Origin of the sequence: Levilactobacillus acidifarinae DSM 19394 = JCM 15949 (assembly GCF_001434835.1) — a bacterium.
Lineage (GTDB): Bacteria > Bacillota > Bacilli > Lactobacillales > Lactobacillaceae > Levilactobacillus > Levilactobacillus acidifarinae.
In genome coordinates this window covers 25,048-40,879 of record NZ_AZDV01000007.1, presented here as the reverse complement: position 1 = coordinate 40,879, position 15,832 = coordinate 25,048, and the positions used below count along the sequence as shown (strand labels likewise).

Annotated in this window: 15 protein-coding genes and 1 riboswitch; of the genes, 4 read left to right on the top strand and 11 right to left on the bottom strand. The window is 52.4% G+C overall.

The window, feature by feature from the left end:
* Nucleotides 1-14: 14 nt before the first annotated feature.
* Entirely contained in the window at nucleotides 15-1,316 is a 1,302-nt protein-coding gene (gene lysA / locus FD25_RS05630) for a diaminopimelate decarboxylase (protein ID WP_057802217.1), read from the bottom strand.
* Nucleotides 1,317-1,422: 106 nt separating this feature from the next.
* Nucleotides 1,423-1,607: riboswitch (Lysine riboswitch) on the bottom strand.
* 175 nt (nucleotides 1,608-1,782) lie between these two features.
* Between lysA and FD25_RS05625 the strand changes: the two genes are divergently transcribed.
* Together FD25_RS05625 and dapF are read left to right on the top strand one after the other, a co-directional pair.
* Nucleotides 1,783-3,159, top strand: a complete 1,377-nt coding sequence (locus FD25_RS05625) for an aspartate kinase (protein WP_057802215.1) — start codon at nucleotides 1,783-1,785, stop codon at nucleotides 3,157-3,159.
* Nucleotides 3,156-4,157 carry a diaminopimelate epimerase gene (gene dapF, locus FD25_RS05620; RefSeq protein WP_057802213.1) on the top strand — a complete coding sequence of 334 codons (1,002 nt, stop codon included), beginning with the start codon at nucleotides 3,156-3,158 and terminating at the stop codon, nucleotides 4,155-4,157. Before FD25_RS05625 ends, dapF begins: the two co-directional genes overlap by 4 nt.
* Before the next feature lie 128 nt (nucleotides 4,158-4,285).
* Here the strand turns inward: dapF and FD25_RS05615 are convergent, their stop codons facing one another.
* The 6 genes from FD25_RS05615 to FD25_RS05590 form a co-directional block, all read right to left on the bottom strand.
* On the bottom strand, nucleotides 4,286-4,858 hold the full coding sequence (locus FD25_RS05615; RefSeq protein ID WP_057802210.1) for a hypothetical protein: 573 nt from the start codon (nucleotides 4,856-4,858) through the stop codon (nucleotides 4,286-4,288).
* A gap of 264 nt (nucleotides 4,859-5,122) precedes the next feature.
* The gene (gene cshA, locus FD25_RS05610) at nucleotides 5,123-6,685 is read right to left on the bottom strand and encodes a degradosome RNA helicase CshA (RefSeq protein ID WP_057802208.1); all 1,563 of its coding nucleotides are present in this window, start codon (nucleotides 6,683-6,685) and stop codon (nucleotides 5,123-5,125) included.
* Between the two features lie 202 nt (nucleotides 6,686-6,887).
* Entirely contained in the window at nucleotides 6,888-8,273 is a 1,386-nt protein-coding gene (locus tag FD25_RS05605) for a UDP-N-acetylmuramoyl-tripeptide--D-alanyl-D-alanine ligase (protein ID WP_057802207.1), read from the bottom strand.
* Nucleotides 8,274-8,546: 273 nt separating this feature from the next.
* Nucleotides 8,547-9,332, bottom strand: a complete 786-nt coding sequence (locus FD25_RS05600; protein ID WP_057731243.1) for a hypothetical protein — start codon at nucleotides 9,330-9,332, stop codon at nucleotides 8,547-8,549.
* Nucleotides 9,333-9,407: 75 nt separating this feature from the next.
* Nucleotides 9,408-10,301, bottom strand: coding sequence for a zinc metalloprotease HtpX (htpX, locus tag FD25_RS05595; protein WP_057802204.1), 894 nt, complete (start codon nucleotides 10,299-10,301; stop codon nucleotides 9,408-9,410).
* Nucleotides 10,302-10,309: 8 nt separating this feature from the next.
* Nucleotides 10,310-10,888: a LemA family protein gene (locus FD25_RS05590; RefSeq protein ID WP_057802203.1), complete on the bottom strand. Its 579-nt coding sequence runs from the start codon at nucleotides 10,886-10,888 to the stop codon at nucleotides 10,310-10,312.
* A gap of 107 nt (nucleotides 10,889-10,995) precedes the next feature.
* Between FD25_RS05590 and FD25_RS05585 the strand changes: the two genes are divergently transcribed.
* A complete protein-coding gene (locus FD25_RS05585) occupies nucleotides 10,996-11,454 on the top strand; it encodes a low molecular weight protein-tyrosine-phosphatase (protein ID WP_057802200.1) in 459 nt (152 codons plus the stop codon).
* A gap of 271 nt (nucleotides 11,455-11,725) precedes the next feature.
* Entirely contained in the window at nucleotides 11,726-12,337 is a 612-nt protein-coding gene (locus FD25_RS05580) for a LysE/ArgO family amino acid transporter (protein ID WP_057802198.1), read from the top strand.
* 122 nt (nucleotides 12,338-12,459) lie between these two features.
* Here the strand turns inward: FD25_RS05580 and FD25_RS05575 are convergent, their stop codons facing one another.
* The 4 genes from FD25_RS05575 to FD25_RS05560 all read right to left on the bottom strand — a co-directional run bounded on the left by FD25_RS05575 (nucleotide 12,460) and on the right by FD25_RS05560 (nucleotide 15,448).
* Nucleotides 12,460-13,491, bottom strand: a complete 1,032-nt coding sequence (locus FD25_RS05575; protein ID WP_057802197.1) for a WxLIP family cell surface protein — start codon at nucleotides 13,489-13,491, stop codon at nucleotides 12,460-12,462.
* Between the two features lie 178 nt (nucleotides 13,492-13,669).
* On the bottom strand, nucleotides 13,670-14,365 hold the full coding sequence (locus tag FD25_RS05570) for a WxL domain-containing protein (RefSeq protein ID WP_057802195.1): 696 nt from the start codon (nucleotides 14,363-14,365) through the stop codon (nucleotides 13,670-13,672).
* 25 nt (nucleotides 14,366-14,390) lie between these two features.
* Nucleotides 14,391-15,014, bottom strand: a complete 624-nt coding sequence (locus FD25_RS05565) for a WxL domain-containing protein (RefSeq protein WP_057802192.1) — start codon at nucleotides 15,012-15,014, stop codon at nucleotides 14,391-14,393.
* 20 nt (nucleotides 15,015-15,034) lie between these two features.
* Nucleotides 15,035-15,448 carry a hypothetical protein gene (locus FD25_RS05560; RefSeq protein ID WP_057802190.1) on the bottom strand — a complete coding sequence of 138 codons (414 nt, stop codon included), beginning with the start codon at nucleotides 15,446-15,448 and terminating at the stop codon, nucleotides 15,035-15,037.
* Between the last annotated feature and the right edge of the window lie 384 nt (nucleotides 15,449-15,832).

The following is a 15,832-nucleotide window of genomic DNA, read 5'->3' as shown; positions in this document are numbered from 1 at the left end:
TCATTCTCTCCTATCTATAGGTACGGTTGATCCAACCGGGTTAAATCGGCATAACTTTCACGTTGGACCACACACTTGGCTTGGCCGTTTTCGACAAAAACCACGGCAGGTCGCGGATTACGGTTATAGTTTGACGCCATCGAGTACCCGTAGGCACCGGTCGCAAGGACCGCCACCAAATCACCGGGCACCACGGCCGGCAGTGCGGCCTGGTCGATCAGAATGTCGCCGGATTCACAGTACTTCCCCGCTAAATGCACGGGTTCTACGGTGGGGGCGTTTAGGTGATTGGCGCAAACCGCTTCGTACTTGGCCTGGTAGAGTGCTGGCCGAATGTTATCGCCCATCCCCCCGTCGACTGCCACGTACGAGGTTAGTTCCGGAATATCCTTGCGTGCGCCCACGGTGTAGAGGTTGTAGCCGGCCGGTCCCACGATTGAGCGGCCCGGTTCGATCCAGATCTCTGGAAGTTCCAGTTGCCGCTGCGCGACTCGCTTCTTCAAGGCCGCCGCAATGTCGTCGATAAACGTTTCGGGTCCTAGGGGATGGTCGGCTTGCGTGTACCGAATTCCAAAGCCCCCACCGAGGTTTAAGATCTGTGGCACGTAATGAAACTTCGCGCGCCAATCGGCGGCAATATCCACCAACTTGTTGACCAGTAATTCAAATCCTTCGGGGCCAAAGATTTGGGACCCGATGTGGGCGTGAATCCCGATCAAATGCATCTGCTCGATGTTCAACACGGCCTGGACCGCTTGATCGGCCTGACCGGAATCCACGTCAAACCCGAATTTACTATCGACCTGGCCGGTCTGGATATACTTGTGAGTGTGCGCCGAAATTCCCGGCGTCAACCGGAGCATCACGTCGACGTTCGTATTCTTTTCCAGCAAAATTTCGTGTAGGAGTTGAATCTCGTAAAAGTTATCGAGGATGATGACCCCAATGTGGTGATCGACCGCCATCTCTAATTCGGCCCGGGATTTGTTGTTCCCATGAAAGCTGATGCGCTCGGCCGGTAACCCCGCCTGTAAGGCCGTGTAGAGTTCGCCGCCGGACACCACGTCCGTGTGGATTCCCGTTTGGTTGACCAGTTGGTACATGGCCACCGTGGCAAACGCTTTGCTGGCGTAACTGATTTGGTACCGTAGTCCGTTAGCCACTAAACTATCCCGAAAGGCTTGAATCTGGTGGCGAATCGCCGCCACGTCGTAGACGACCAACGGTGTTCCGAATTGCTGGGCCAGTTCAACGGTGTCCACCCCACCAATCATTAAATGTCCCGCGGCACTCGCGGTTAAGTCTGGATTCTTCATTTGCTTGTTCCTACCTTTCACCTTAGCCCGGGAACGAAAAAAGGGATCTCTTTGTTTGCTCACGTAAACAAAGAGATCCCAGATCTGATCAGAGTCTGTATCTTTTATCGTCGTAAGCGCCCCGTAGCCGACTATTTTTTGCTACGACAGTTCGGGTCCTCTTGGTGACCCGTCCCAGCTCACTAGGTTCTGTATCCCCTAGCGCTTCGGCAACCGTCCCTTTCTCCCCGGTCAGCGTTCATACAGGAACTCACGGAGATACTCATGTTGGTTGCAACCTCTATCATTCAATTGTGTTTTAGATTATAACAGTTCTCATAATTCGTCAAGGGGTCTCATCGTTTTTCCAAATGTTTTCTAACTTTACAAATCAAATTTAAAATTCACCGCTTGATTTAATCCCAAAAACTGATAAAGTCGTCATTAAAAATAGATGAGTCTTTTTTAATTCTTTGAGGTGATGAATGTGAAAGTCGTTAAGTTTGGTGGGAGTTCATTAGCCACCGGCCAACAGGTTAATAAGGTTATTAATATCATCAAGGCCGACCCGGATCGGCGGGTCGTCGTGACCTCCGCCCCCGGCAAACGGTTTGCCGGCGACATCAAGGTCACCGATCTCTTGATTCAATACGCGACCCAGGTTCAACAAGGAACCGATTTTCAACCGACCGTCACCGCCATCAGTGACCGGTACCAGGAAATCAGTGACTACTTCGAACTTCCCGCCGCCACATTGACGTTGATCCAACAAAAGTTGACCGCCCTGGCCACCACGTCATTTAGCGACGACGACCACTTAATGGCGGCCTTCAAGGCCCACGGTGAGTTGTTAAACGCCATTTTGCTGGCGGCCGTCTTAAATCAACAGGGGATTCCGGCCAAGTTCATAGATCCCCGTACCGCCGGCATCCTGGTCACCGGCCACCCCAACGACGCCGACGTTCTACCCGCCACCTACGCCAATCTCGCCCAACTGCACCCACAAGACACCCGGTTGGTCTTTCCGGGCTTCTTCGGCTATACGCCGGCTGGCGAGATCTATACGTTTGCCCGCGGGGGTTCCGACATCACTGGGGCCATCCTGAGTCGGGGCCTCAACGCCGACCTCTACGAAAACTTCACCGACGTCGACGCCATCTACGCGGCGAACAACCACGTGGTCGACCACCCCGCCGTCATCCAGAAGATGTCGTACCGGGAAATGCGCGAACTTTCGTACGCCGGCTTCTCCGTCTTCCAAGATGAAGCCATCATCCCCGCCGTGCAGGGTCAAGTGCCCGTTAACGTCAAAAACACCAATAATCCGAGCGCACCCGGAACCCTAATCGTCCCGTCCCAGTTCGTGTTCAACCCGGCTTCGCCCATCACGGGGATTGCCAGTTCGAACCGCTTCTCGGCCCTGTACCTGCACCGCTACCTGCTGAACAAGGAAGTCGGCTTCACCCTGAAACTGCTGGAAATCTTCCGGCGTTATAACATTTCGTACGAACACATGCCTTCCGGAATCGACGACCTGACCATCATTTTCGATCGGTCCAAACTCGACAGCGCCACCATCAAGGCCCTGTGCAACGACGTCCGCCAAACGTTGGCTCCCGATTACCTGGAATGGATCGACGATTACGCCATCATTATGGTAGTCGGCGAAGGCATTGCCCACAACATCGGCACCATTGGCAAGGTCATCGATTCGTTGACCGAACACAACATCGCCATCCACATGATCAACCAGGGGGCCTCGCGGATCTCCATCATGCTCGGCGTCCAATCCAAGGACGCCGATAACGCCGTCCGCCGCATCTACCAGACCTTCTTTCAACCTAGCGAGGTGACTAATCAATGAGTACCCTAACCAAAGCCCACGGCTCCGAAAATCAATTCTTCATCCTCGACCAGACCCAACTCGACCTACCACTAACCGACGGCGAATTAAGCCAACTGGCCATTCAACTCTGTAATCCCGCCCACCACGTCTTAGGCGGCGCGGACGGCGTACTGGTGGTCAACCACACCACCCATCCCGGCTGTTTGGGCGAGATGCGCATCATCAACGCCGACGGGAGCGAAGCCAAGATGTGCGGCAACGGACTCCGGACCGTGACGCGGTATTTAGCCGAGAAGTTTCAACAAACTAAATTCAAAGTCGCCACGCCGTTCATGGATTTGGCCGTCGAACAAGCCCCGGCCTTGGCACCCAAAGTCCCGGCCTACAGCGTGCAAATCGCGCCGATTTCCATGGCCGCCACCGACCTGCCGCTGCACTACCACGACCAACCCGTGCTCGACAACCAATTAGTGCCCGAGTTTCTTCCGCAACAACGGTTTACGGCCATCGCCGTGCCCAATCCGCACCTGATCAGCTTCGTCGACCAGATCGATCAGGCCGATCTCGGTCAACTCGGCCAGGGGTTAAACGCGGCTAACCCCTACTTTACGGAGGGCGTCAACGTAAGCTTTGCGGTCATCGAAGGTCCCAACCAACTCTTCGTGCAAACCTACGAACGCGGCGTGGGCTTCACCAATGCCTGTGGGACGGGCATGTCGGCCACCAGCCTGGCCTTCGCCCGACAATTTGCCGACCAGTTCGACCCGGCCCACCCCATTACGGTCCGGAATCCGGGTGGCTTAGTTCAGGTCCGCGTGGTGTTAGGCGCTACGGCGGCGACTAGCCAGTTGCACTTGATTGGTAACGCCACGTTTAACGCCAAATTGGATTTACCGGAAGCCGACTTGCACCACGCCGTTTTAAACCAGATTACCGTACGGCCGACCGACGAGGAAGTGGCCTACCAGGCCTTCGTCCAAGCGGCCAACGACCACGCTGCGTCGTCTGAAAATTAAAGTCATAACCTTCGACTCACCCAACTTAACGTTGGGTGAGTTTTTTGCTTGGGCGCAGCACGTTGACCGTTGCAAAAGAGGGTTGCCCAATTCGGCAACCCTCTTGATCTGCTATATTTGATACTTGATTACTTCACGTTAGCGTAGGCCTCCGCCAAACCCAATTTATCGCCTTTCGTTAAATTACTATGCCACTCATTATCGTTCATCAAACTCCCCTTATTCTTAGTGGAGTGGTCAAGACCTACTCCGGCCGCAATAGCTTCTACTGGATATCTTGACTCACCGTAAACTATAGTATTAATTTTAGCTATGTACAATTTTTCGTTGCAATCTTTTCGACTCAACCGTAAACGTGCAGACGTCCGTACTCCCGTCGCATCATCGTCACTCCATGAAGCATCCCAAGTCCCATGATTCTTAAACTTCGCGACGGTGGTCAGCGTCAGTTGGGCCTTTTTCTTCGTAGTGGCCTTTAATTTGATGGTGCCGTTGTGGCCGAACTTATGGATTGCCTTTTTCCAAACCTTTTGCCAGTGTTTGGATGACGAATTAATATGATAAGTGACTGTGCGCGAAGCAAAATGGCCGTTATTGGGCGTAACCGTACTGGCACTGGCCGGCATGACGCCGCCAAAGGCGAACATGCCAACGACTACGGCACCGCTTACGACAATTTTCTTAATCAAGCTGTTCTTCATTCTGATAATTCTCCTTTTTGCAAGTAATGCGCTAAGTGTAGCATAGCCCCACGACACATTATGGCGTTGTTTGCTAAAGAAGATATTTTTTTCAAATATAAATGTTTTTGCGGGTCATCTTCACCATGGGTGGCTGGTTCAGAATCACTGATTCCATGCCCTTAGCCGTTCCGGGCAGATGCTAACATTCAACTACTGCAAAAAAAATCCCGCATCAGCCATACGCCAATGCGGGATTCCCTAATCATTCTCTTTTAGCTGAAACTAGTCTTTTTTCCGAATCGTGAAGCCATGCTTGGCCCCTTCGGAACGCCGACCACCGTTGCTGCGCCGGTCACGATTGCCGCCCCGGTTCCGGTCATTGCGGTCGTTACCGCTCCGCCGGTTCCGGTCGTAGTGCCGGTGTTCGCCACCACCATGGTGACTGCCGCCGTTACCACCACCACGGTGGTAACCGCCGCCGCGGTGATACCCACCGCCGCTACCATGACGTTTGCCACCGCGCTTAGGCAATGGCCGTTCTGGCGTAATCTTAACGGGTACTTGGCTGTTGTCGTCCTTGGTTACCGCGTTTAATAACGCCGCAGCTAAGTCTTCAGCATCGTACTCGTCCAGTAAGCTCTTCGCCGCGTCCGCGTACTTTTCCGTATCCGTCTTGTTGATTAAGTCGGAAACAGCTTCCTTTGCCACACCCAATTGGCCGACAAAGGCTTCTTCAGCCGAAGGTGGCTTCAAAGGCAGCATCCGCACTTTAGTCAACTTCTCGATTTCACGTAAGTACCCCATTTCGTTCGGCGTCACGAAGGTCATGGAAACCCCGTGCTTCCCGGCACGGCCCGTCCGGCCGACCCGGTGAACGTAACTGTCTGGATCTTGCGGAATATCGTAGTTGTACACGTGGGTCACGTCGTTGATATCGATCCCCCGGGCAGCCACGTCGGTTGCCACCAGGATATCTAACTTCCCATGACGGAATTCGTTCATGATCTGGGTCCGCCGCTTTTGCGTCAAGTCCCCGTGAATTCCGGCAGCGTTGTAGCCGCGGGCTTGTAAGCCGTTGGAGATTTCGTCAACCCGACGCTTCGTCCGCGTGAAGACGATGGTCAAGTCTGGGTCTTGGACGTCGAAGAAGCGCGTCATGACGTCAAACTTTTCAAAGTCCCGGGACCGCACGTAGTATTGGTCGATCAAGTCCGTGGTCAATTCCTTGGCCTTGATCTTCACGTGCTTCGGGTCTTGCATGAATTGCACACCAACCCGCTTGATTTCGGGTGGCATGGTTGCGGAGAACAGCATGGTTTGCCGTTCCTCTGGTAATTGCTTGATAATGTCTTCAATGTCGTCCAAGAAGCCCATGTTCAACATTTCGTCGGCTTCATCTAACACCAACATTTGAACGTGATCCAGCTTCAAGGTCCGACGCCGGATGTGGTCTAATAATCGACCGGGCGTCCCAACCACCACTTGAGGGTGGTTCTTTAAGCTCTTGATTTGACGCCGGATGTCGGCCCCACCATAAACGACTTGGACGTTAGCCCGTTCGTTACGGCCGAGCTTATAGATTTCTTCTTGGGTTTGGATGGCCAGTTCCCGGGTTGGGGAGACCACTAAGGCCTGCACGTTAGGATTGCTTTTATCAATCTTTTCCAGAATAGGAAGTGCAAAGGCCGCCGTCTTACCAGTCCCAGTTTGGGCTTGGCCAATCACATCTTGGCCAGCCAAGACCATGGGGATGGTTTCGGCTTGAATTGGGGTCGCTTCTTCGTAACCTGCTTCAGTAACAGCTTTCAGTAGGTCCTCGGAAAGACCCAGTTCTTTAAACTTCAAGTATAATTTCCTCCTAATAGTGAGTACGTCACCCTAGTGCCTTGTTCGTCTTGGAAAAAATCCGTTTCCCGTGGTGCGGCTAACAATTGGCTAGAGCGGAGTAAGTTCGATTCTTAAATTTTACAACTCAACCATCATACAACGCCGGATTAAAATAAGCAACTTCCAAGACTCCTGGAAATTGCTTACATTTAAACTATTTTCATTTTTTTTCAGTCGGTAGGAGTTGTGCCAGCACGTTTTCAAGGTGAATGCCATGCGACCCCTTTAATAATATTTGGTCGTCGGCCGTCACCGTCGCTTGTAACGCCGCCGTGACCCCCGCTAAATCCGCACTATCAAAGTGCGTCACGGGTAATTCCGGAGCTTGCGCCGCTAACGCCGCCTGCAAGGCTTTCATCTGCGGGCCCACCAAGTAAACGTGCGCAAACTTGGCAGGATCTAGGGCGCTAGCTAACCCGGCGTGCAGTTCAGCGGACTGGTCACCCAGTTCCAACATGTCGCCTAGGACCACTAAACGCCGCCCCTTAACCGGCGTTTGCCCGAAGGCGTGTAAGACCTCACGAACCGCCGTGGGGTTAGAGTTGTACACGTCGCTCAGCAGGTTTTCACCCTGCGCACCAGTCAACCATTCGGCCCGGTTCTTGGTCAACGGGACCGTCTGCAGCGCCTTTTGCGCATTTTCAGGCCGAATCCGGTACAGGTCAGCCACGGTTAGGGCCGCCAACGCGTTGTTGACGTTATAGTCCCCAATCATCGGTACCGTAAACCGCACCTTAGGCCACTTATTGGTGGTGAAACTGGTACTGGTTGGCGTGTCGGTCACATCGGTCGCGTAGAGATCGTCCGTCTCGTGCCGCCCAAAGGTAGCTTGTTGTTGGTCGAGGTCGGTCACCCGTTGGCGTAACAGCGGTTCGTCGCCATCGTAGACGAAGAAGCCGTCGTCACTCAACCCGTGGGTGATCTCAAACTTAGCGTCCGCAATCTTATCCCGAGTGCCGAAGAATTCGATATGGGCTTCCCCAATCATGGTGATCACAGCGACGTCCGGCGTAACCAGCTTACTCAAGAAGTCCAGCTGGCCGGGCCGGTCCATCCCCATTTCCACCACTAGCATTTCGGTATTGGGCTCCATCGACAACACCGTCATCGGGACCCCAATCTCGTTGTTGAAATTGGCGTAGGTCTTAGTCACATTGAATTGCGTGCTCAACAGCGCCGCAATCATGTCCTTGGTCGTGGTCTTCCCGTTGCTCCCGGTAATGGCAACCACCCGGGGATTGATCTTGGTCAAATAATAACGGGCTAACGTTTGTAAGGCGGTCAGCGAGTTTTCGACTTGAATTACGGGGAAATCGGCCGGGGCCTTGGCTAAATCTTGGGCCCACAGGGTCGCCGCCGCACCGTGATCAATCGCCGATTGGATAAACTGGTGACCGTCTTGTTCCCCGGTCAATGGGATAAAGAGGCCCCCTGGTTGGAGGTGCCGACTATCAAACGCCACGCTGGTCACGTTGACGCCCGCCCACTGTTCGTAATCATTGATTGCCCCGACTGCATGGGCAATTTCCGCAAGTTGCATCTTCATTTTGTCTAACTCCCATTTTCGCGTGGCACTGCCGCCACCCGTCATTAGCTTTCTCGGGCCAAGCCGGTCCGGGATAAAATTCTGATTCTCATTATACCATGAATCCCCGACAGAAAATTTAAAAAGCCGGATGGACGCCCCCACCGGTCACCGTCTTTTAAGGCCAAACGCCCACCATTCGGCCTTAAACCGGTTCCGGTAGTCCCCGGTAAAACCCGTCAATGGCCAAAATAAAAACCCCTGTCACGATTAAATCGTCCGGGAGCCTTCGCGTTAAATTAAATCCGCCACCTCGCTGAATTCCTGGTTGTCGTGAATCGTTAGTGCCCATTCGCGGGTGGTCAGGTCGTAGCGCAGACTGGCCACTTCCTTGGAATCGGCGTACACCTCTTCTTGGGTGTGCCAGGTCGCCTGGTGTTCGGGATGGTGGACGGCCCGGACCGGGATCATGTAGACCCGGTGCCGTTCGACCAATTGATCGAACGCAATCACCGCGCCATCCATTAACCCCTCCGTGAGTTGCAGCAAGATTTCGTGGGGCACGTCGCTGATGGCTAACGGCCGGGCAAAGACCCACCGGTTGTTGTGCATCGAGCGCAAGTGCCGCTTGATACTGACATCCAACACGTGGTTGAAGTTGCCAAGTTGCCGGTAGTAAATCTTATAAAACCCGTCGCGTAGCGTCAAAAAGGCGTACTCATTTTGTAACTTCGCGTAAAACGGGGTCCGAAGATGGGTCTCCATGTGCCCCAGGTACAATAGTTCCGCAATTTCTGACGGGAGTAAAAAGTCTAAATCATCCGCGTGAACGTAATCGAGCCATTTGACCGCGGCCGTGTGCTTCGCCAGTAAGTAGCGCCGCACTTGGGCCTGGCCCGCGATGGTTTGAAAACGCGTGTGCGGATTCAACGTGACGTCGGTCCCAGCCTCCGCATTAAGCAAAAGAAGCTGATTGGGGACCTCGGGGACCCCGTTTAAAAAATCGGCGGGGGACACCCCGAGCGAGTAAACCATGTTGGTAACGGGTTCTAAACTGAGATAGACAAAATTTCCACGCATGCGCTTTACACTCTTTCTACTAAAATTCCTTTCCCATTGTACACCGAAACACCGCCGTTTCGGTGAGTTTTTTCGTTACATTTTTTCCAGCCGGGCAATCCGATCGGCGATTGGCGGATGCGTCGCAAAAAGGTCCGTCATTTTCCGCTTATTTTTAAACGGATCGCCGATGTACATGGCCGCGCTACTGGGGTCGGCCTCCTGCATCGGTTCGCTATCGTCAATCTTTTCTAGCGCCGAGATCAACCCCTGGGGATTTCGCGTCAGCTCCACGCTAGACGCGTCGGCCAGGTATTCACGGTTACGCGATAATGCCATCTGCGCGATACTGGCCGCCAACGGTGCTAAGAAAATCAATAAGATGGAAACCACCATCGCAATGGCGCCACCGGCCGAATCCCGATCGTCATCGTTGCGCCGGCCGGCCCCGAACCACATCAGGTTACTAGCCAGGTTGACCAAAAAACTAATGGCGGCCGACAACGCCAGGGCAATGGTTTGCAACCGAATGTCGTAGTTCCGAACGTGAGAGATTTCGTGACCGATCACGCCCTCAAGCTCTTCACGGTTCAACCGCGTCAATAACCCGGTGGTCACGGCCACGGCCGAGTGTTCGGGATTATTCCCCGTGGCAAACGCGTTCGGGCTGGCATCGTTAATGATGAACACCCGGGGCATCGGGACCTGACCGACCATGGCCATGTCTTCGATCAGGTGCCAAAGTTGCGGCGCCTGGTCTTCATTTTTGATCTCTTGCGCGTTGTTCAAGCTCATGACCACGTCGGTCGAGTTACTGATCATGATGACCATATACACGGCCGTCACGACTACCGCCCACAGACAGCCGGCCACCCAGCTGCCCGCAAAGACGTCACCGAGGGCCGCCCCCAACGCGACCACTAATAGCGTAAAACCGGCCATCACGTAGCCGGTTCGTCGTTTGTTCATGGCAATTTGTTCATACAGCATACAATCGCCTACTTATTATCGTTGCCAAAGTCGTCAAAGTTCACGTTTGGCGCCGTTTTTTCTTCTTCTGGAACCTGTAAGTACGCTTCTTGCTTGAAGTGGTGAATGTTCGCCACAATATTGCTAGGGAAGGATTGAACCTTCATGTTCAAGCTAGCCACGGTACTGTTATACAACTGCCGTGAGTACGCAATCTTGTTTTCCGTGTTCGTTAATTCTTCCATTAACTTAGAAAACTGCGTGTTGGCTTTCAAATCTGGGTAGTTTTCCGCGACCGCAAACAGGGAACGTAATGTTCCGGATAAGGCGTTGGACACTTCCATGGTTTGTTGCCGATCACCGGCAGGAACCGCCGTTAACTGGTTCCGTAATTCCACAACCTTCTTTAAAGTTGATTGTTCATAGTTCGCGTATCCCTTAGTCGTGGAGACCAAGTTCGGAATCAAATCGTTACGTCGTTTGAGTTGCACGTCGATTTGACTCCATGACTCTTGCACGTGCGTGCGGATCTGGATGAAGCCGTTGTACAGCATCACATACCAGATCACCAATAAAACCACCACAATAATGGCAATAATCCAAGCCATCGTGACCACTCCTCCAATTAAATTTGTTAGACTTATCATAACAAACGCGGTAGGGCGACACCAGCATCTACCCAGCAATTTTACCAATCCTTTAGGAGGTTCACCATATGCACCATATCTTATTCGTTTGTCTCGGCAACATCTGCCGCTCCCCCATGGCCGAAGCCATCGCCCAGCAGGTCATTGACGATCACGGCTGGCAAAATCACTTTACCGTCGAGTCCGTCGCAACTAGTCCCGAAGAAGAAGGGAATCATCCCCATCCCGGGGCGTTACGGGTCATGCGCCAACACGGTCTCGACGCCAGCGCCCACCGCTCCCGGCCCATCACCGCGGCAGACTTCGACTGGGCCGACACCATCATCACCATGGATCACGCCAACGTCGCCAATCTCCAACGGCTGGCCCCCTCGGCAGCCGACGCCGCTAAGGTCAAGCTCTGTTTAGACATCTTGCCTGGGCGACAGGGTCAAGCCATCGACGATCCCTGGTATACGCACAAATTCGAGTTGACCTACCAAGAACTAGCCGCCGCAGTTCCGGCCTGGTTAACGGCCTTACAATAGCCTTTTTCTTCTATTATAGTCGTTTAAATGCCTTTAGCCGCTACCGGTTCTCCGTTAGGTCTCTAGTCCCGAAAACTGGCCCAGTGTGGCTCTCAAAATAGACCCGTTCCGGATTTTACTATTCCCGAACGGGTCTATTTTCAGTTGGCTTTAAAAATCGCTCACTCATTTTTTACTTGGTTGGGTGCCCAATTCTGATTTGGTTGGGGACGCCGTTGCTCTGGGTCCCTATACTGAACCTATCCATTCAATCAAGTGAGGTAATTCAACCATGACTTTTCTGTTCCAAGGACTCACAATGGGGCTGGCCTACGTGGCCCCCATCGGCCTACAAAACTTATTCGTCATCAACTCCGCTCTGGGCCAACCAAAACACCGGGCGTTGCTGACCGCTTTGATCGTGATTTTCTTCGACATTGCCCTTTCGCTCAGTTGCTTTTTTGGCATCGGCGCGTTAATGCAACGTTACCATTGGTTGCAAGCCGCGATTTTGCTCGTGGGGAGTTTAATTGTCATTTACATTGGGGTGGGGCTACTCCGGACACACCCCACGACCCAAGCCCCCCAGGAAGTTGTCACCGCCCTCGGCAAGACCATCGTGACCGCCTTTGTCGTGACCTGGTGCAACCCCCAGGCCATCATTGACGGGACCATGTTGCTGGGCGCCTTCCACGTCTCGATGCCGGCCAGCAGTGCGACGCCGTTCATTACCGGTGTTGCGCTAGCTTCCGTCGTTTGGTTCTTGAGCATCACCTTACTCATCACGCGGTTCAAAACCGTCTTTAACGCCCGCATCTTACGTGTGATCAACCTGGTCTGTGGCGTGATCATTCTCCTATACGGGGCTAAACTGTTCGCGACGTTTATCCAACTCACCTTTTAATAAACGTAAAAGCGCCAACTATTCCAAATCCAGGAATAATTGGCGCTTTTTAGCACCCAGGTTACGCACCGTTCAATTAAGTGGTCGCCACGAGTGTCCAGTTTTAAGATTAGTGATCCGACTTAGTCCTTATCTTGACGGCGCCGGTTCTTCAAAAGCAGGTAGAGAATAACCGCTAACAACGCCACGATAATCACGCCACCACCCACGAACCACCAGAAATAACTCTTCTGTTGGGGTTGGTTGAACTTGTTGCTCAATTTGCTTAATTGCTTTTGGGTTACCGTGAAGTTCTTGACGAAGTGCCACTTGTAACCACCCTTAGCCGTTGCGTCCAAGGTCAGCGTATAGGTGCCAGCCTTTAGTTGGGTGTTCCCCCACGGAATGGCGTACTTGAAGTTACTGTTTGGCGCCATCGACATGTTAGCCTTTTCATTCTTTAAGATGACCTGACTATCACCCTGCTTCGTGACCTGGGCCTTCACCTTCAAGTTGTTCATGATCCCGGGTTCCGGGTTCTGTAGCTGCGCCTTGACCTGGTTCAACGAATTCGTTTGACCGGCCTCTACGGCGAGTAACTTCAGATTTGGTGCAACGTTCACGCCGGATTCACGTAGCCGGACGCCAATCACGTAGGCAAACCGGTTATTGATCATGACACCCTTCTTGGCCTTTTTCTCATCCGCATTGAGTTTCTGCACGTTGATGCCGCCCAGAATCATCCCGTTCAGCTGAGTGGCGGGCATCTTAACCTTTAATGAAACCGTCTTAGACTTTTTCCCGGGGATGGTTACTGTTGGTAAACTGGGCTTGGCAAAAATGTCTTTAATCCCCGTCTTCAGCGATTGATCAAGCGTTGGGTTGCTTTGACTATAGTCAATGACCCCGTTTTCATTCGTAATGGCTTGATTGACCCGCACCTGAAACCGCTGAGTCTGCTTCGTTTGGTTCGTGATCACGACCGCCAATTTTTGTTGTTGGTTAGGTTTCATCCGTAACGCAAAATACGTTGCCGCGGCATCATCTTGGTTTTTAGGAAGAATCGCGTTAACGGTATAACCAACCGATTCAGCATGCGCGAGCTGGTGGTACCCCCCCAATGTCAACAGCATGGTCCCCAAAACTAACAACCACTGCAAAAGACGTTTTTTCATGCTTAATGACCTCCAACTTCTTTATTTACTTCCATCTTCCTTATTTGCCTTCATTATAGCAAACCTGCTAGGAGTTATTCTTGATTTTGAATCCGGCAAAGTCACCGCATTCACTGTCGGTGATTAAAAAAAGCGATGGTTGTGCAGCACACCCCCATCGCTTGATTTCTATTATGACTCATTGTGGCGCATCCGTTAGTAACCACGAGAGCGTCCCCTGATAGTTCTGTTGTGTCGTCACCGCCGACGATGCCACGTTGAGGGTTGTTGGGTCCGTTGATTTCGTGTTTAGCCGCAACAACCACGTCCCCATCCCCTGTCGATCGCCAGGAACGCTCTGAGCGCGGGCAACTAACGAGTAACTATTCATCGGTAAGGCCGACTTAGCGACGAACGCGGGCGCCTTGGTAATATTCGCACCGCTAGCGAGGAAGTACGCCGAGCCCAAAGACAGGGTCGCCGCCTCAATCGACGTCGCATCCTTTTGACCCACTAACGGCTCCGGCTTCAGCAGCAAACTCCAGCCGGTCCCAGTTCCCCGTCGGTCACTAATTTGGACGAACGCCCGCTGATTAGTGGCGGTAGCCGTAATGAAATTACCCGTAACCCCCCGTTGCTGAAATTTCAAATTTGAAATATAGTCCAACGTGAGATGTCCGCGCGATCCAGTTCCCGGATTATTCGGATCATTTGGATCTCCCGGGAACGGATTTCCCGAGCCATCCGGATCCACCGGGGGGACCGGATCCGTCCCCAAGTCCGAGTTGACCGTAACTCTCGCGGATGTCGTTTTATCGGCACTCGCTGAAGCAATTGCCGGCCAACTCGCTCCGAGTGCTAACGAGGCCACAAATATTAGCAATAAGTGCTTCATTGTGGTGCCTCCTTATTCCTTAACGTTAAGCTGGCGCGTTCGTTAACGTCCAAGTTAAGTCAGACGTGTACGTTCCGGCAACGTTGTTCGCGGGAACCGTCAAGTCCGCTTTGGAGTAGTTCACGTTCCAAGTTCCTAGACCGGACTTAGCTGCCGCCGTGGCTACCGGCACAGCCTCAGTCCCTTGGGTGTTCAAGCTAACGTTACTTGGGGTTGGGACGTTCGTTGCGTCCGTGTTGTCAGTGTTTGACGTCGTTGGCGTCGAACTCGTTAAGACCATACTTCCGGCCTTGATTATATCGCCGGCACCGTTAGCCTCAGTTGCAAAAGCGGTGTTAGCTACCGTCACGTTCCACCCAGTAGCAACCCCGGGGTTGGTAATGACCACGGGATCGACTTTATCCAGAGTCGACGTCTGGGCGGACGCCCCGTCTAACTCCAGGGCATTAAAGTTCAACGTTGGTGCGGAAACTAACTTAATTCCCCCGGCGTTACCTGGATCAGTCGGGTCAACGGGACCCGCGTTTAACGTCACGGTGGCGGACGTACTCTTAGTCCCCGTTTCCGCGTGGGCCGTAGCGGTCGTTGCTAATCCTAAGCCCGTCACCGCAGCAACGGTCGCTAATAATTGTAAGGTTTTCTTAGTCATAATTCATACACTCCTCATTTTTATGAACGCCGGTTTTTCCGGCTCAGCTTCCATACCCAAAACATCAATCCCAAAATGATGACACCGAGCAATCCAAATCCGGTCCATTGCTGTTCCGACAATTGCGGTAATCGACCGCTCAACGACGTTGGGGCCGCAGCCGCATACTGCGGTGCCGTCGTTTGAGCGGGTGTTGAACTTCCCGTGACCGTTGCGCCTTGGCCGTTAGTATTATTGGTCACGGGGTGACTAGAGTCCCCCGTGCTACCGCCGACTTGTGACCCACCATTGCCGGTGCCAATCTGATTTTCGGGAGTTAACTGCACTTCGTACTGCGATTGTTGAACGTCTGACGCCCCCTTTACCGGGACAATTCCGCCCCAGGCAAACGTGACGAGACTGAGTAACAATAGACAACCATATCGAATTCGCATTGTGCTCCCCATCCTTAAGCCCATAGACCTAAAAACAAGCTCTTCGTCTTATCAATTCTCTTTAATAGGCCGACCACTTTAATGTGTAAAAGGTCATGCCAGCTAGGCTTTTGGCTATTGTTCTTTGAAGTCATCGATGATTCACAAGTATAATAACATGCTCGTATTTTTTTGTCCACAATTTACCATGTGTGCAACAAAGACACTTATAATTTGATACCCAAAATTTTAAAAGCTGCATCGTTTGGTAATTTTTAAATCAATATAATCCCTAATATATCAACGATAGAACTCGATTATCAACTTAAATAACCTAATATTTTTATTTTTATATACCAGATAAGTCAAACAATTTTAAAACCGATATTTTTAATTACAATGTAA